The organism is Chryseobacterium sp. CS2K3 (assembly GCF_059515185.1).
This window is the reverse complement of sequence record NZ_JCAKRW010000012.1, coordinates 41254-59060: the sequence shown is the minus strand read 5'-3', so window position 1 is coordinate 59060 and position 17807 is coordinate 41254. Positions and strand designations below refer to the sequence as shown.

General features: G+C 35.7%; 17 protein-coding genes. 14 read left to right on the top strand and 3 right to left on the bottom strand.

Features of this window, described 5'->3' with window-relative positions:
* Positions 1–197: 197 nt before the first annotated feature.
* The 11 genes from paaD (at position 198) to paaZ (ending at position 10616) form a co-directional block, all read left to right on the top strand.
* A complete protein-coding gene (gene paaD / locus AC5YGG_RS18055; protein ID WP_496145874.1) occupies positions 198–635 on the top strand; it encodes a 1,2-phenylacetyl-CoA epoxidase subunit PaaD in 438 nt (145 codons plus the stop codon).
* Positions 636–784: 149 nt separating this feature from the next.
* Positions 785–1585: an enoyl-CoA hydratase/isomerase family protein gene (locus AC5YGG_RS18050; RefSeq protein WP_496145823.1), complete on the top strand. Its 801-nt coding sequence runs from the start codon at positions 785–787 to the stop codon at positions 1583–1585.
* Between the two features lie 134 nt (positions 1586–1719).
* The gene (locus AC5YGG_RS18045; protein WP_496145822.1) at positions 1720–2850 is read left to right on the top strand and encodes a 3-hydroxyacyl-CoA dehydrogenase NAD-binding domain-containing protein; all 1131 of its coding nucleotides are present in this window, start codon (positions 1720–1722) and stop codon (positions 2848–2850) included.
* A gap of 102 nt (positions 2851–2952) precedes the next feature.
* A complete protein-coding gene (locus tag AC5YGG_RS18040; protein ID WP_496145821.1) occupies positions 2953–3267 on the top strand; it encodes a hypothetical protein in 315 nt (104 codons plus the stop codon).
* 2 nt (positions 3268–3269) lie between these two features.
* Positions 3270–3683, top strand: a complete 414-nt coding sequence (locus tag AC5YGG_RS18035) for a PaaI family thioesterase (protein WP_065393403.1) — start codon at positions 3270–3272, stop codon at positions 3681–3683.
* A gap of 24 nt (positions 3684–3707) precedes the next feature.
* The gene (locus AC5YGG_RS18030; protein ID WP_496145820.1) at positions 3708–4415 is read left to right on the top strand and encodes a DUF6624 domain-containing protein; all 708 of its coding nucleotides are present in this window, start codon (positions 3708–3710) and stop codon (positions 4413–4415) included.
* 138 nt (positions 4416–4553) lie between these two features.
* The gene (gene pcaF / locus AC5YGG_RS18025; RefSeq protein WP_496145819.1) at positions 4554–5759 is read left to right on the top strand and encodes a 3-oxoadipyl-CoA thiolase; all 1206 of its coding nucleotides are present in this window, start codon (positions 4554–4556) and stop codon (positions 5757–5759) included.
* A 119-nt stretch (positions 5760–5878) separates the two neighbouring features.
* Positions 5879–6472, top strand: a complete 594-nt coding sequence (locus tag AC5YGG_RS18020) for an acyltransferase (protein WP_047382988.1) — start codon at positions 5879–5881, stop codon at positions 6470–6472.
* A 67-nt stretch (positions 6473–6539) separates the two neighbouring features.
* Positions 6540–7118 (top strand): transposase, encoded by a 579-nt coding sequence (locus AC5YGG_RS18015; RefSeq protein WP_496145818.1) that lies wholly within the window; start codon positions 6540–6542, stop codon positions 7116–7118.
* Between the two features lie 60 nt (positions 7119–7178).
* A complete protein-coding gene (locus tag AC5YGG_RS18010) occupies positions 7179–8006 on the top strand; it encodes an alpha/beta hydrolase (RefSeq protein WP_496145817.1) in 828 nt (275 codons plus the stop codon).
* Between the two features lie 114 nt (positions 8007–8120).
* Positions 8121–10616 carry a phenylacetic acid degradation bifunctional protein PaaZ gene (paaZ, locus tag AC5YGG_RS18005; protein ID WP_496145816.1) on the top strand — a complete coding sequence of 832 codons (2496 nt, stop codon included), beginning with the start codon at positions 8121–8123 and terminating at the stop codon, positions 10614–10616.
* 88 nt (positions 10617–10704) lie between these two features.
* Here paaZ and AC5YGG_RS18000 read toward each other — a convergent pair whose 3' ends face one another.
* The gene (locus AC5YGG_RS18000) at positions 10705–11382 is read right to left on the bottom strand and encodes a CPBP family intramembrane glutamic endopeptidase (RefSeq protein WP_496145815.1); all 678 of its coding nucleotides are present in this window, start codon (positions 11380–11382) and stop codon (positions 10705–10707) included.
* Between the two features lie 300 nt (positions 11383–11682).
* Between AC5YGG_RS18000 and AC5YGG_RS17995 the strand changes: the two genes are divergently transcribed.
* Genes AC5YGG_RS17995 through AC5YGG_RS17985 form a run of 3 tightly spaced genes read left to right on the top strand, consistent with a single transcriptional unit; the run spans position 11683 to position 15897 of the window.
* A complete protein-coding gene (locus tag AC5YGG_RS17995) occupies positions 11683–12459 on the top strand; it encodes a DUF4241 domain-containing protein (protein WP_496145814.1) in 777 nt (258 codons plus the stop codon).
* A 5-nt stretch (positions 12460–12464) separates the two neighbouring features.
* Entirely contained in the window at positions 12465–13160 is a 696-nt protein-coding gene (locus tag AC5YGG_RS17990; RefSeq protein ID WP_496145813.1) for an SMUG2 DNA glycosylase family protein, read from the top strand.
* A gap of 49 nt (positions 13161–13209) precedes the next feature.
* The gene (locus tag AC5YGG_RS17985; protein ID WP_496145812.1) at positions 13210–15897 is read left to right on the top strand and encodes a DEAD/DEAH box helicase family protein; all 2688 of its coding nucleotides are present in this window, start codon (positions 13210–13212) and stop codon (positions 15895–15897) included.
* Positions 15898–15984: 87 nt separating this feature from the next.
* On the opposite strand, the gene AC5YGG_RS17980 is transcribed toward AC5YGG_RS17985, so the two are convergent.
* Together AC5YGG_RS17980 and AC5YGG_RS17975 are read right to left on the bottom strand one after the other, a co-directional pair.
* Positions 15985–16812: a T9SS type A sorting domain-containing protein gene (locus AC5YGG_RS17980; RefSeq protein ID WP_496145811.1), complete on the bottom strand. Its 828-nt coding sequence runs from the start codon at positions 16810–16812 to the stop codon at positions 15985–15987.
* Between the two features lie 194 nt (positions 16813–17006).
* Positions 17007–17555 (bottom strand): phage tail protein, encoded by a 549-nt coding sequence (locus tag AC5YGG_RS17975; RefSeq protein WP_496145810.1) that lies wholly within the window; start codon positions 17553–17555, stop codon positions 17007–17009.
* Positions 17556–17807 lie beyond the last annotated feature (252 nt).

Sequence of the window (17807 nt, the reverse complement as noted above, 5' to 3'; positions counted from 1 at the left end):
ATCAACACTCAGGTCAGCCTAAAGTATGAAACCAATGGTCCTGGAGACTGCATTTCGCAGATTACAAACAGGAATTTATGTCAGGATATAGAACAGATAAAAATATGGATTATTACCAATGTTGTTTTAATTGCTGTTTTATTAATGTTTAGAAGAAAAATAATAAGAGATTGAAAAATCCTTTAGAAATATTAGAAATGGTTCCCGATCCGGAAATTCCGGTGATTAACATTGTGGAGCTTGGAATTGTAAGAGATGCACAGGTTACAGGAGAAAATTCCTGTGAGGTGACAATTACTCCTACCTATTCAGCATGTCCGGCAATGTTTACCATAGAAGAAGACATCATAAAGATTATGAAAGAAAACGGATGGGAAGCCAAAGTAGTCACCAAAATGTTTCCGATATGGACAACAGACTGGCTGACAGATGATGCGAGAGAAAAACTGCGTGTCTACGGAATCACACCTCCTGAAAAAGGAGCAGACGAACATCACATCGGGAAACCGAAAAAATGTCCGCGCTGCGGTTCTGAACACACCAAACAGATCAGCAGATTCGGGTCTACCTTATGTAAGGCTTCTTATCAATGCTTAGATTGTCTGGAACCTTTTGATTATTTTAAATGCCATTAAAAAATGTAATAATATAGCAATCTGATGATCTAACAATCTTATAATATCAATAATGCATAGCATTGAAATAATCGCGCTCTAATTGGTAATTTGTTACATTGTTATCCTGTTAAATTATTATATTTATCTGAATTTAAATAGATATTTTTATGTATACACAACTCGATATTGAATCGCATTTTGACGGGAAGCTAAAAATTGCTTATCTGAATCAGCCTGAAACAATGAATGCCCTGACGAAACCTGCTTTGGCAGATTTAAGAGACTTCGTAAAAGAGTGCAGTAATGATGATACGGTAAGATGCGTTGCCATTTCCGGAAGAGGAAGAGCTTTCTGCTCAGGGCAGAACCTTGATGAAGCTTTCGTGGTGGGCAAAGAACACCATGACAATGATATCATCAGAAAAATTGTGGTAGATTACTACAATCCTTTGGTAATGGAAGTTACGCGTTGTAAGAAACCCGTTATAGCATTAGTAAATGGTCCGGCTGTAGGAGCAGGAGCGATGCTTGCCTTAATTTCTGATTTCGTGTTAGCTAACGAGAAGGCTTACTTTGCTCAGGCGTTTTCAAATATCGGTTTAATTCCTGATACAGGAGGAACTTATTTTTTACCGAAACTTTTAGGTAGACAATTGGCAAACTATTTAGCTTTTACAGGAAAGAAATTATCTGCTGAAGAATCTAAATCTTATGGTCTTGTTGCAGAAGTTTTCAGTGAAGAAGAATTCGGTCCAAAATCAATGGAAATTCTTGAAAGAATGGCAAACATGCCAACAGCTGCAATTAAGCTTACGAAAAAAGCATTTGCAAGTTCTTATACAAATACGTTAAAAGAACAACTTGAATTAGAAGGCGATCTTCAACAGGAAGCAGCAGAAACAGAAGACTTCATTGAAGGTGTAAATGCCTTTTTACAGAAAAGAAAACCTAATTATAAAGGAAAATAAGATTAATATAACAATTTATCAATTTATCAATGTAACAGTTTACCAATCAATGTAAATGCTTAGGCAAAATTCAATTTTTTTATAAAATTGTTACATTGGTAAACTGATACATTGCTCCATTACTTTTTTTAACTATGAATATTGGAATTATTGGGGCAGGAACTATGGGCGTTGGAATTGCTCAGGTAGCTGCCACAGCAGGATGCAAGGTCGTTTTATTCGATGCAAATGCTCCACAAATAGATAAAGCACTTTCAGGGTTAGAGAAAACTCTTCAGAAATTAACTGAAAAAGGTAAAATCTCTCAGGAAAAAGCTACAGAAATAAGAAACAATATCGTGAAAGGTGAAGCATTGCAGGATTTAAAAGATTCTGATTTAGTTATCGAAGCGATCATTGAAAATAAAGATATTAAAACAAAAGTTTTTACAGAACTTGAAACATATGTTTCTGAAAACTGTATCATCGGTTCCAATACCTCATCCATTTCTATCACCTCTCTTGGCGCGGAACTAAAGAAACCGGAGCGTTTCATCGGGATTCATTTCTTCAACCCGGCGCCGTTGATGCCTTTAGTGGAAGTCATTCCATCTTTATTAACAGAAAAAAGCTTAGCAGAAAAAATATACAACCTCATGAAAGATTGGGGGAAGACACCTGTTATCGCTAAGGATATTCCAGGATTTATTGTTAACAGAATTGCCCGTCCATACTATGGTGAAGCATTAAGAATTGTTGAAGAAAATATTGCAACACCGGAACAGGTGGATGACGCAATGAAGACGCTTGGAAACTTCAAAATGGGTCCTTTTGAATTGATGGATCTTATTGGAGTAGATGTGAATTTTGCTGTAACAACAACAGTTTACAAAGATTATTTCTATGATCCGAAATATAAGCCTTCTTTACTTCAACAGAGAATGTCTGAAGCAAAACTTCACGGTAGAAAAACAGGAAAAGGCTTCTATGACTACAGTGAAGATGCTGTAAAACCTGAAGCACAGAAAGATGATGCACTTTATCAACAAATCTTTTTAAGAATCATTTCAATGCTGATTAATGAAGCTGTGGAGGCAAAAAGATTAGGAGTTGCTAATGATGAAGATATTGAACTGGCAATGCAGAAAGGAGTAAACTACCCAAAAGGATTATTAGGTTGGGGACAGGAAATCGGGTATTCAAAAATCTCCGAAACTCTACAGAATCTTTATAACGAATACCAGGAAGAAAGGTATAGACAAAGTCCGTTACTACGTAAAATGTAATAATATACCAATCTAACAATGTAGCAATTGCGCTGACATGCCGAACTTGTCGAAGCATCTCATTAGTAGATTGTTACATTGTTAAATTATTAGATTGAATAAATGAATATAGAAGAATTCAGAGCTGAATTAGAAACAAGGCTTGCTATTGAAAAGCAGTATTTAACTGAGAGAGCTTCTTCCACGGATAGTAATGAAAGACTTGAATTATTGGGAGAGTTTAATGAAAAATACAGAATGCTGATCAATAGATTAGCCAATGAAAATGGGATTGACTTAAATGCATTGTATGAAGAGGAAAACAGTTCTGCCAATTCTGACCCCAAACTTTCATATGAACAGGTAATTCTCGGTAAAACCATGAGTATTTATGATAAATTATCTGATGAATTATATGAAGAAATAACAAACATATAGAAATGAATCCAAGACAAGTTGCAGATTATATGTTCAATCAGGATTATTTTTCCCAATGGATGAATATCAAGATGATTGAAGTTAAAGAAAATTATTGCCTGATAGAAATGCCTATCAAAAAGGATATGATTAATGGGCTTAAAACAGTGCATGGAGGCGTTACTTTCGCTTTTGCAGACTCTGCGTTAGCTTTTTCTTCCAACAATACAGGAGATGCAGCTGTAGCTTTAAACTGCATCATCAATTTTACCAAAGCCGGAAAGGAAGGTGATATTTTCAGAGCAGAAAGTATTTTGGTCAATGACACAAGAAAAACAGCTGTTTATGACATTAAAATTACCAATCAAAACGAAGAACTGATCGCAAAATTTGTAGGAACAGTATATAAAATAGGAAAGAAAGTAACCGAGCTGTAAACTTCCCAATATAAATTCTATAGAATGAGAAACTTCTTGCTAATCGTTTTGATCTTGTTTACAGCGTTCATCAATGCTCAAGAAAAAAAAATTAATATAGAATTGAAAAAGGAGCTTGACGAAATATTGAAATTGGATCAGGGATACAGAGCTCTTTTTGATCATGGAACCACTCCTGAAAAAAAAGAAGCGCTATTAAAAGAATTCCATATTGATAAAAGCTTATTAAAAAAGGAAGGTTGGGCTTTAGTTGCAGCTCAAGACAGTATCAATCTTCAAAAGATAGAAAAGATAATCTCACGATATGGTTACCCCGGGAAAAGTATGGTGGGAGAGCCTACAAACGAATCTGCATGGTATGTTATTCAGCATTCTGACAAAATAGAAACATATTTGCCAATTATTCGTGAAGCCTCAGAAAACCAAGAAATTCCCTTTAAGCTGGTAGCTGTTATGGAAGACCGCTATCTGAAACAGACCGGTAGAGAACAGATTTATGGAAGCCAGGGAAATGGGACATTCTGGGAAGACAATGGAAAAGAATATGAAACACAATATATCTGGCCAATAAAAGACCCGTTAAATGTAAATAAGAGAAGAAAAAAAGCTGGATTTTCCACTACGGTTGAAGAAAATGCTAAAAAACTCTATGGAGAAGACTTTGTTTATAAAGTTTATACATTGGATGATGTCAAAAACAACAGAATAGAAGTGAAAGAAATAAGACACTGAAATAGTAGTCGAAAAACAGAACTAGAAATATTTAAAACGATAAAATTAATATCCTTAAATGAAATGTACAGATTAACAATAACAGAGAAATACTTATTGTTATATCGCTAAACTGATACATCATTAAATTAGAAAACAATGAACAACGTATACATCATAGACTATGTCAGAACTCCCATTTCAAAATTACAGGGAGGATTATCAGAAGTAAGAGCAGATGACCTTGCGGCTATTGTTATCAAAGAAGTGGTAGCAAGGAACCCTGAAGTTCCCGTTGAGGAAATTGAGGATGTAATTTTCGGATGCGCAAATCAGGCAGGTGAAGATAATAGAAATGTAGCTAGAATGGGACTTTTGTTAGCTGGGCTTCCTTATAAAATAGGAGGTGAAACAGTAAATAGACTTTGTGCTTCAGGGATGTCAGCTGTTGCCAATGCTTTCCGTTCTATTGCAGCTGGTGAAGGTGAAATCTATATTGCTGGAGGAGTAGAGCACATGACGCGTTCTCCCTACGTAATGTCAAAACCTAGTGCTGCTTTTGGAAGAGATAGTCAGATGTATGATACGACTTTCGGATGGCGTTTTATCAATCCGAAAATGAAAGAAATGTATGGTGTAGACGGAATGGGTGAAACGGCAGAAAACCTTGCAGATATGCACCAGATCAACAGAGAAGACCAGGATAAATTTGCCCTTTGGTCCCAGCAAAAAGCAACCAAAGCTCAGGAAAGCGGGAGATTGGCAGAAGAAATTGTAAAAGTTGAAATTCCGCAGAGAAAAGGTGATCCAATCGTTTTTGAAAAAGATGAGTTTATTAAGCCCGCTTCCTCCATGGAAGGATTAGGAAAACTTCGTCCTGCATTCAGAAAAGAAGGAACGGTAACCGCCGGAAATGCTTCAGGAATGAACGATGGAGCCGCTGCATTGATCTTAGCCAGTGAAGAAGCCGTTAAAAAATATGGATTAAAGCCAAAAGCTAAAATTTTAGGATCTTCCGTAGCGGGTGTAGAACCAAGAATTATGGGAATCGGTCCTGTAGAAGCTACTCAAAAGCTATTAAAAAGATTAAATCTCTCTCTGGAGGATATGGACGTTATTGAATTAAACGAAGCCTTTGCTGCACAAGCTTTAGCAGTAACTAGAAGCTTAGGTTTAGAGGATGATGACGCAAGAATTAATCCAAATGGCGGAGCTATTGCTATGGGGCACCCACTAGGAGTTTCAGGAGCGAGAATCATTGGTTCAGCTGCTATAGAACTTCAGAAACAGAATAAAAAATACGCATTGTGTACCCTTTGTATCGGTGTCGGACAAGGATATGCAATGGTGATTGAAAAAGTATAATTTTTTCAATCATGTAACATATAACAATGTATCAGTATAACAATATAAGTACATAGTTTTCCAAATGGGTACATTGGTAAACTGAGACATTGTTAAATTAAATTTTTAATAAAAATTTTATGAACATTTACTCATATCACGGAATCCGTCCTATCATAAAGCCCTCTGCTTACATTCACCCACAGGCTGTAATTATCGGAAATGTGGAAATAGGTGAAGAAGTATATATTGGTCCCAATGCTGTAATACGCGGAGACTGGGGGAAAATTATCATTAAAGACGGAGCCAATGTGCAGGAGAACTGTACGCTGCACGTTTTTCCAAATATAGAAACGATTTTAGAAGAATCTGCGCACATCGGACATGGAGCCATTATTCACTCAGGACATATCGGAAAAAATTGTCTCATTGGAATGAATTCTGTGGTAATGGATAAAGCTTATATCGGTGATGAAAGTATTGTCGGAGCTTTAGCATTTGTTCCTGCTAACTTCAGATGTGAACCTAGAAAACTGATTGTCGGAAGTCCGGCAAAAATTATCCGTGATGTTTCTGATGAAATGATCCATTGGAAAACAGAAGGAACAAAACTATACCAGGAGCTTGCCAGAGAAGGAAAAGAAGCGATTCTGCCTTGTGAACCTTTTACTGAGTATGTACAGCAGATCCCTACAAAGATTGTGGATTACAGTATTTGGGATGATGTGAAATAACTTAGGAATCTTTACTAAACCTAACGGGTTTTTAAAACCCGTTAGGTTTGTATAAGTATTAGATTAAATGATTAACACAGAAAGTTTTGAATTTGAAAGAATCTATCATATTTTTTCTCATGTAAATGGGAAGGAATTGATTTTTCGTGAAGAAACAAATTATCATTTTTTCCTAAAACAGTTAAACAAATATATTCTTCCGATTGCAGATATCTATACATATTGCCTGTTACCCAACCATTTTCATTTGCTATTAAGATTTAAAAGTTTTAATGATATTGGAACAGAAGATGAACATCAATATTTGATGAAAAATTTTGGAGACTTTCTAAATTCTTATGCTAAAGCATACAATAAAAAATATAACAGAAAAGGAGCTCTTTTTCTTAATACAATAAAAAGAAGAAAAGTGAATGACGAAAAGTATTTGTTGAAAGTTGTACACTATATACATAACAATCCTCTACATCATGGCTTTGTTAGCAATATTGAAAATTGGAAATATTCTTCTTATCAATCTTTTTTAAATTTAGAAAAGGAAAGCAAATTGGATAGAAAAACGATATTAGATTATTTTGAAACAATAAATGATTTTATGGTTTACCATCATTCAAACGTTGAATATGATTATTTAGATGTAGAATAATTGTGAAAATCTAAACCTAACGGGTTTTTAAAACCCGTTAGGTTTCAAAAAAAAATAAATATGATTAAGAAAATTGCTCTTATATGCAGTATGATGTTCGCGGTAAATTCTATGGTTTCAGCACAGACTGTCACTAAAAAACCACTTACAATAGGAGAAGTAAGAACCATAAAATCTAAGGTTCTCAATGAAGAGAGAATATTGAACATCTATCTTCCTCAAAATTTTGATAAAACAAAAGCATACCCCATTATCTATCTTTTAGATGGAAGTATGAATGAAGACTTTATGCATGTAACAGGATTGGTGCAGTTCTTTAATCAGATGTATTCCATGCCGGAAACCATTGTGGTGGGAATTGCGAATGTTGATAGAAAAAGAGATTTTACTTTTCACACGGATTTAAAGGATTTACAAAAAGATTATCCTACAACAGGGCATTCAGATAAGTTTATCACTTTTTTTGAAAAGGAATTAAAACCTTATGTTGAAAGTCAGTTTAAAACTACAGAAAAGTATCTTTTTGGACAATCTCTAGGTGGTCTTTTGGCAACTGAAATTTTATTGAAGAAGCCAGAAATGTTCAATAATTATTTCATTATCAGCCCGAGTTTATGGTGGGATGATGAAAGTCTTTTAAAGCAGGCGCCTCAACTTCTTTCAAAATCTCAGGATACTAAAAAATTCGTTTATGTTTCTGTAGGAAAAGGAGAGCATCCTGTGATGATTAAAGATGCAGAAGATTTATATGATGTTTTGAAAAAAGTGGGAAAGAAAAACTGGACCGTAGAATATAAAATGATGGAAACAGATAATCACGCAACAATTCTTCATAGAAGCTTATACGAAGGATTGGTGAAATTGTTTCCATATCAGGAACCGAAATAAATTATAAATGTAACAATATACCAATGTAGAAATGTAACAATTCTTTTCATGCAGCATCCAGCAGGTGTCTATTGATAAAATGTTAGATTGATACATTGTTAAATTAAATTCTATATGGAAAAACTAAAAAACTATATCTACGGGCAGTGGGTAGAAGGAAACGGAGCAGGAATTCCTCTATACAACGCCGTAACCGGAGAACAGGTAGCTGTTTCTGATACAGAAGGACTTAATTTTGAGCAAGCCCTTGATTACGGTAGAACAATAGGCTACAAGAACCTTTCTTCCATGACGTTCTATGATCGTGGAGAAATGTTGAAAAAAGTAGCTCTTTACCTGCTGGAAAGAAAGAAGAAATATTACGAATTATCATATAAAACAGGGGCAACTCATGTAGATTCATGGGTGGATATTGAAGGAGGTTTCGGAACTTTCTTTACCTATTCAGGGTTAGCGAAGAGAATGCTTCCTAACACTCCTTTTTGGGTAGATGGAGACACGCAGAAGATTTCGGCAAACGGAACTCATCTTGGAGCTCATATTCTTACGCCAAGTGAAGGTGTTTCTGTACAGATTAATGCTTACAACTTTCCGGTTTGGGGAATGTTGGAAAAGTTATCCACCTCATTGTTAGCTGGTGTTCCGGCTATCGTTAAGCCATCACCTTTCGGATCTTATCTTACCAATGCAGTATTTCAGGATATGATTGAAAGCGGAGTATTACCGGAAGGAGCTGTTCAGTTGGTTTGTGGAGAACCTGGAAATATTTTGGATTATGTACAAGATGGAGACTCTGTATTATTTACAGGGTCTGCTCATACAGGAAGAAAGCTGAAATCACTTCCATCCGTTGCAGGAAATGCTGTTCGTTTTAATATGGAAGCAGATTCTCTAAACTGTTCAATTCTGGGATTGGAAGCAAAACCTGGAACGCCTGAATTTGATTTATTCATCAAAGAAGTTCGTAACGAAATGACTACAAAAGCAGGTCAGAAATGTACGGCAATCAGAAGAATTATCGTTCCTGAGCATTTAATCGGTGACGTTCAGAATGCTTTATCTAAGGCTTTGGACCAGACAAAGATCGGAAATCCATTAAGCAGAGAAACAAGAATGGGATCTTTGGTGGGAAGACAGCAATACGAAGAAGTTTTAAGAAAAGTAAATATCTTAAAATCCGAAACAGAACTTGTCTATGACGGAAAACACGAGCTGATAGATGCAAACTATGAAAATGGAGCGTTTATGAGCCCTAAGCTATTCCTGAATGACAAGCCTTTCGAGAAAAATATTTCTCATGATGTAGAGGCTTTTGGTCCGGTATCTACTTTAATGCCTTATAAAGATGCGGAAGCAGCAGCAGCTTTGGCAAAAAGAGGAAAAGGAAGTTTAGTAGGATCTATTGTTTCCCATGATGAAAACTTTATTGCAGAAACTTCATGGAAAATGGCTTCTCAGCACGGAAGAATCTTTGTTTTGAACAGAGACAATGCTAAGGAAAGTACAGGTCACGGTTCACCACTTCCAACATTAATGCATGGAGGTCCCGGTAGAGCAGGTGGAGGTGAAGAAATGGGAGGTTTGAGCGGTCTGCATTTTTTCTTACAGAAAACAGCTATTCAAGGATCACCTGATGTATTAAAGGCTATTACGAAAATCTATCAGCAAGGAGCAGAGAAGAAATTCTCAGACAAGCATCCTTTCCAGAAATACTTTGAAGAAGTTGAGGTAGGAGACTCTTTAGAAACAGCAGGAAGAACCGTTACCGATGCCGATATCGTGAACTTCTCCAATGTTTCGTGGGATCATTTCTATGCGCATACCGATGCTACTAGTTTAACGGGAACTATTTTCGATAAAACAGTTGCTCACGGATATTTTATCCTTTCAGCGGCGGCAGGATTATTTGTTTCCGGTAAAAAAGGACCTGTAATCGCCAATTACGGATTAGAAGAATGCAGCTTCTTCAAACCTGTATACGCTGGTGATACCATTACAGTTTATTTAACAGCAAAGGAAAAGATAAACAGAGGAGTAAAAGGAAGAAATATTCCGTCCGGAGTTGTAAAATGGTTAGTAGAAGTGATCAACCAAAGAGATGAGGTGGTTTGTGTAGCTACAATTCTTACATTGGTGGCAAAACAATCTCCTTTCATTGATCTGAATGTGAAAAATGTTCAAAAGATTTTAGGTGGGTTAACGGAAAGTACTCCGGCACTTTGGGGGAAAATGTCACCGCAGCAAATGATTGAACATTTGGATGAAGCTGTATTGGTAAGCCTAGGAGAACCGGAAGCTGAAAAATGTTTCACTCCTGAAGAGCACCTTGAAAAATGGCAGGATTCTCTTTATAATCACAGAGCAATGCCAAAAGAATTTACCGCTCCATTCTTACCACAGGATGGATCACTTCCGGAAGCAAAACACAAAAATCTTGAGGCGGCAAAACAATCATTCATTGATAACCTGAAGAGATTTGTAGTGTACTACAAGGAAAACCCTCAAGCAGAACATATGAATTTCGTGTTTGGAAAACTGAATAAAGAAATGTGGGAACTAATGCATAAAAAGCACTTTACCCACCACTTTGAACAATTTGGATTGATTTAATTCAAAATAAATAATAAAGCTCCCTTTCAACACACTGCTGAAAGGGAGCTTTTATTTTATACGGAACACAGTTAACTTAATCATTTAGCTATTTAACTTTAAAGAACCTGAAATAGGCGTAAACAAAAGCAGGCAAAGCAAATATTTGAAACAGAAAAACAATCATCGATACAATACCTTCAAGATGATGGTCGTTGGCTTTCATCAGAATTTGTTTTCCCAAAGGTCCATTAGAAAAGACAAGAATATTAAATAAATTCCAGCCCAAATGTAATCCGACAGGAAGATATAAAGATTGTGTTTTGGTAAAAGAAATGGCAAGAACATACCCAAAAATACCTGTCATAAAGAAAATAATACCCATCTGCACAGGATTACCGAAAGCATTATAAGAAAACCAGTGATAAACTCCAAAGCAGATAGCAGAAAGGATGCATGCCTTTTTATACCCTAATTTTTGAATGGCAATATAAAGCAGAGCACCTCTAAAAAGCAGTTCTTCAAATACAACAGATTTTAAAATCCACCAAATAGATGTTATGATGCCATAAAACGTTATCTCCTTATTGAGAATCCAGCTGTTATTGATAAAAAGTGTGGACATTAGCTGATAAAGAATACAGGAAATGGCAGCCAGTAAGAATCCTATTCCAAAATTCTTTATCCTTATTGCACTAGGAGCAAGACCCAAAGCTGAAAGATTTCTTTTTACGATAAAATGCAGCAGGAGCCATGAAATGAAAAGTTCAGCTATAATTCCAAGCATAGGTTATAAGTTTTGAACAATGAAATAATCTTTTCAAATCATTTATAACATAACCCGTATTTCATTGAAACTAAATTACATAAAAAAGTATTGTGAAACAATGCATTGTGAAAATAATTTTCATCTCAGTTTACTAAATGTTTTATTTTTCTAGCTAACCATGTCAAGGTTCTAAACCTTGACAAGGATAACAAAAGTAAACAAGGATAAAAAAGAATTTCAACAGAAAAACCAGATCAAAGTATTTTGAAAATCAATAAATGAATAGTATTTTTAAACTTCAATCATAAAATAAAAGCAATGAACGAAAGCTGGATGCAAAAATGGGAAGAGATAAAAGATAAGCTGATATCTCCGGTAGATATTGAAACTTATTTCACCTCAGAAGAGATTATGGAGCAGAAGATGGAAACAATGGGAATAGGTAATGTTTCTCTGCCATCTGGAAAAGTAATTGTAAGAGATCCTCTTGTATATCTGAATCAGAAAGAACAGCCCTTCTTTATTGAAGTACCCAAAGGTAATTTTCCCGTTACCATTGCTGTTGTAAAATTAGAGGACTGGGGAGATCGTTATGCCGCTGTAAAGGTAGAATTTACCAAAGAAAAACCAGCTATTTACAGAGAAGCCCTTATTGGTATTGAAAACATTGACGATACCGATGAAGACGCTTTTTTTGGATTTAATGTAGATGCCGGATTAGCGTGTATTACCGATCCGGAAGTTGTTCCCCATGTGGATAAGTTTATTGATGAGCTGGAGGTAGGAAATATTTACGATGATTATTTTGCGGAACTGTTTGCAAAAAGCTACAAAGAAAACCCAATAAACCAGAGAGAGCTGGGTGATTGGATCAACTGGACAGTTCCCGGTACAGAATATCAGATCCCGATATTTGCCAGTGGAATAGGTGATGGAGTATATCCCGTATATTTTGCCTATGATGAGCAAGACAAAATTTGTGGATTATACATTCATTTCATTGATATTGAATTAGAATTGTCAGAATACGATGAAGAAGAGGATGACGACGATGAAGCATCAGGTCCGGAGGATAATTTTGTTTTTCTAAAATAAATCCAATGAATAAAACTTTTGCAGATCAGGTCATTGCATTCAATGAAAATCTAACATATTTAGGAGAACTTCCTGAAGGTTTTGATGTTTTGAACCCATATCTGGATAATCCGGAAACAATGATCGTTATGCAAAAGTTTTATCATCAATACTACAATGATTCCAACAAAAGGAAATTCATTATTGGAATCAATCCCAGCCGTCATGGAGCGGGAGTTACGGGTGTTCCGTTCACCGATACCAAAAGACTGGAAACGGTTTGTAATATAAAAATGGAATCTGCCCATACTCACGAAGTCTCTTCCGTATTCATGTACGATATGATTGCAGATTATGGTGGAGCAGAACTGTTTTATAAAGACATTTATATCAATTCTCCATTTCCGCTTGCTATTGTCAGAAAAACGAAGAATGGATGGCTGAATGCCAATTACTATGATGATAAAGAACTTTTCGAAGCCGTAAAAGACTTTATGATTGAATCATTAAAACAACACCTCAGCCTGAATCTTGATACTTCAGAAGTTTTTATCCTAGGGAAAAAGAACGCAGACTTTATTTCAAAACTCAATAAAGAAGCTCAATTATTTGAGAAAATGACCGTTCTGGAACATCCCAGATATATTCAGCAATATAAATCTAAAGAAAAACAGCTGTATATAGACAAATACATTCTTGCGTTGAAAGGAGAAAATCCATGACCATCCTATTTTTCATGATTCAATGACAGTTTTTTATTAAATTGTGATCATGAATGTTTTCCCAAAAGACACAATCTTTAAATACAGTTGGCGTACATATCAGAAAAGATTTCTTGATAACCTTGATACTTATCTTGCAGATAACCATCTGCATGTTTCTGCACCTCCGGGATCAGGAAAAACCGTACTTGGACTGGAAATAATGGTAAGACTAGGCAAACCGGCTTTGATTGTCGCCCCTACACTGGCAATCAAAAACCAATGGATTCAAAGGTTTTGTGAGCTTTTCCTCCATACAGAAAGTGTTCCCGACTGGATATCATCAGACATTAAAAACCCGGGAATAATTACTGTGACTACCTATCAGGGAATACATTCTGCTTCTGAAACAGCAGAGGAGGAAGAGAGTGACAATGCAAAAAAATCTTCAAAAGTCCCTGTTTCAGAGATTATAAAGAAACTGCAAAAACAAAAAGTAGGAACTCTTATTCTGGATGAAGCCCACCATCTGAAAAATGCGTGGTGGAGAAGTCTCATGGAGCTTAAGGAAAAAATTGAGCCTACCGTAGTTTCTCTTACTGCGACACCGCCTTTTGATGTATCAGGGAATGAGTGGCAAAAATATATCAAGCTAAACGGTCCTATAGATGTAGAAATTTCTGTTCCGGAACTGATGATAGAAGGAGATCTTTGTCCGCATCAGGATCTCGTACATTTTACATTACCATCGGAGGAAGAACAGAAAAAAATAGAATATTATCACACCCAGGCGCTTGGTTTTTTTGAAGAGATCAAAAATGATGAAACTCTTTTAAAAGCTATTGAACAGCACCCTGTTTATAATACTCCGTTAGAACATCTGGAATGGATTTATGAAAATATTTCCTCCTATACTTCAGGGTTGGTATACCTTAACTTCAGAGGAAAAGAAATTGCAGAAGTTCATTTTGAAATAATTGGTGATCAGCAAAAATACGTTCCTGAGTTTGATTTCCTTTGGCTGGAAGAACTTCTGGACTTTTATCTGCTGATTGATGAAGTTCATTTCAAAGATTTTGAAGAACATCGTACAGATCTCGGAAACAGATTAAAAAGACATGGTTTTTTAGAACAGAAAACGCTGAGCTTTTTTAATAGTAAAAATTTAAATCAAATCCTCAATTCAAGTATCGGTAAACTTCAGGGAATAAAAGATATTGCTGATCATGAATTTTCAGTATTGAAGGAAAACCTCAGAATGGTAATCCTTACCGATTTTATTAAAAAGGAATATCTTACTGCCGGAACGCAGAATACTCTTAACCTTGATAAAATAGGTGCTGTTCCAATCTTTGAAAAGTTGAGAAGAGAGAATTCCCAACATAAGAAAATAGGAGTTCTTACTGGAAGTCTCGTGATTATTCCGGCAAGTTCAAAAGAGATGTTTGATGAATTTTGTGCAAAAAAATCATTGTCAGGAATATCCGTTTCACCCTTGAGTTATGATCCCGAATATCTTGTCGTTAGTCTTACAGATCAAATAAAACACGCCATTGTATATATAATCACAGAAGTTTTCCAAAGCGGAGGGATTGAGATTTTAATCGGAACAAAATCATTACTGGGTGAAGGCTGGGATGCTCCGAAAATGAACACCCTGATTCTTGCAAGTTTTGTAAGTTCTTTTGTGCTTTCCAATCAAATGAGAGGGCGGGTGATAAGAACAGATAAAGACCATCCCGATAAAACAGGAAATATATGGCATCTTGTCTGCTTTGATTCTAAGGATAAGAACGGAGGGCAGGATTTAGGAATTATGAAACGAAGATTTAAAACCTTTGTTGGTATCTCAAATAAAGAAAATCCAACCATTGAGAATAACTTTGAAAGACTCAATATGAATGTCATTGCTCATAAAGACGAAATTTCAGCAGTTAATCAAACGTTTTTTCATCTTGCCGAAAATAGGACAGAACTTACAGGACGATGGACAAAAGCTCTTGATCAGGGAAATATTTTAGTGGAGGAAATACAGGTCCCTGCCATCAATATGACCGCTATGGAAGAAATGAAGATGGATTACGTCAGTAAAATGTCCGGAAATATGGTCAAAGTAATGGCATCTTCTGTGCTATTATTCTGGCAGAATCTTTTATTTGGAATGCTAAGAAATATACAGGCAATTGATTCTATGAAAAGCTTTTCGATAATCATTTCCCTATTTGGAGGAGCTGGCTTTATTGTCTACGGAAGAAAACTCTACACATCAGCAAGACAGTACATCAAATATAAAGACGTTGGAAAGCAGCTTGGTTCTCTTGCTGAGGTTGTATTGAACGGGCTTATCCATGAGCGGGTAATACGAACACCATTGGAAAAACTCATCATTGTAAGTGCTGCCAATACTAATGAAGGAGCATTTTGTTACCTTAAAGGAGGCAGCCAATATGAAAATACACAATTCATACAGACGCTTCAGGAATTGGTTTCACAGGTGGATAATCCGAAGTACCTACTCAAACAGAAGAAAAGCTTTTTCTTCATGAAAAAAGATCTTTACTATCCGATTCCGGAAATCTTTTCAAAAAATAAAAAAAGTGCAGACTTCTTTAGTAAAAGCTGGAATAAAATCATCGGAAAATCCGAACTCGTTTTCACAAGAAGTATTGAAGGAAGAAAGATATTGTTAAAACTAAGATTTGAAGCCCTGCTAAAAAGAAACGGAAGAATAGAACATCTTCATAAATGGACAAGATAAAAAAACAAACCCCTTAAACATTTAAGGGATTTTGTCATTCTTGAATTAGAATCTTTAGGGGAACAAGCACTTGGGTGTTTAATAATATTAGTCTTTAATGACTTTTGTAGATTCAGTGGCTGTTTTTATAAAATAAACTCCTTTTGGAAGGTCAGCGATAGAAATATCATTAGAACCTTTCTGAATCTGAGCAGTTTTTAGAATTTTACCATCAATGCTATAAACTTTCGCTTCAGAATTTTGAGCCGCTATTATTGAAATAGGTCCTTTTGTAGGATTTGGATAGACGTTCAAACTTTTGGAAGACCCCTTAGTTTCTGATGTGCCCAATACAATATTACTGTCCTTCACCCAATTAAATGAGTCTACTGCCAAATAGTAAAAATTACCGCCAAGAGTCAGTTGAAGCTGGTCAATGACGATATTTGAATAATTTTGCCCATCCAGATTAGTTAGATCAATCAGGGTAAACCCATTGTTGGTATTTATTGACGAATTAAAATTACTGGTTTTGGTTCGGGAAAACTTAGTTACGCCGCTTAATTTCCCTGTTACAGTAAGAGTTCCTGTATCTACCTGGTTAGAATATTGGTTAGCAACATAAACCCAGAATCTGTTGACTTTAAACAGATTTGAAGTCGTTCTTATACTGAAAGATGCAGATTGGGGACCTACACTTCCGGTATTATCAATATATCTGTTGTCAACCGAGTTACTAGATCCGTTCCATCCGGTGGAAGGTCTGCTGATAATATCAAAACTTGACGTATGGGAAAGAATGTTGAATATGACACCATTGTCTGTAAAACTTGTAGATCCGGGAAATTCAGTTTCAAATAACTCTGTACTCGTTTGCCCAAATGAAAAAATTGAAATGAGCATGCTACAGATAATAAAAAAAGTAGTGCTTTTCATGATTTCTGTTTTAAAAAATTAGTTTATAAATAATTTATAGTTGAAGGTAAAAGTAAAGACACAGAAATTTTACATTTTAAAAACCTGTTCTGTAAACGAAGAGCGTTGCGTCTTTACCTTTACCAGCCCTATCAGACTTTAATAAAGCGAACTGTTTTCTGATAGTGAATTTCTGTTATTAGTTTTTAATATTTTCAGCTGCGGGGAGGATAAATGCCTTCAACACAGATAATGTAATTCAGCCCAAGATAAGGCGGCATATTGTTGACAGGAATATTCTGTCCGGTATACATTATCGATTTCATATTGAGAGTGGTGTCAGGATCTGCATCTATAAAATTAGGAACCGGGCTGAAGTCTCTACCGTTAGGAATTCCTGTAATCGCAAAAGAAGAAGTGGCACTAGGAGTTACGCTATTGGCATTCTGATTTTTGATTTTAAGTTGAAAACCTCCTGCAATACTTGGTAAGTTAGCTGCTAAAAGTGTATTTTGAGTAGTACCAGCCATTACTCCCAAAGGATAATACTCATTGGCATTTACATTACCGGCACCCAAAGCCATTTTTCCTTTAAGGTTTGGAAGAGCGAAAGTATCAATTCCATTTCCTCCGTAAGTTGTTCCCAAAATCGAAAACAAAGCACTGTTTTGTGAAATTCTTAATAAACTTCCGTCACAGAACATCCAGCCTCTTGGCGCAAAATTTCCTGCAAACAATTTGATGATTCCAATGTACTCTTCCATAATAATCGTTTTTTTGAGCTTAAATTTCTTACTCTGTTACCGGGCTTTTCAGATTCCGCCTTTAATGGTTATTTTCTTACCCAAAGGAACAACTATTCCAAAGGCAGTGTTAGAGTAGAAAATACCAAATTAAGCACTCCGTATTTCTACGTAAAGAGATATTCTTATACTTTTCAGCCAGTAATCAGTAATTCCTTCTTCAATAATAATTTCCAGCCTTGATTTTCTGATTTTTATGCTAAAAATTATTCT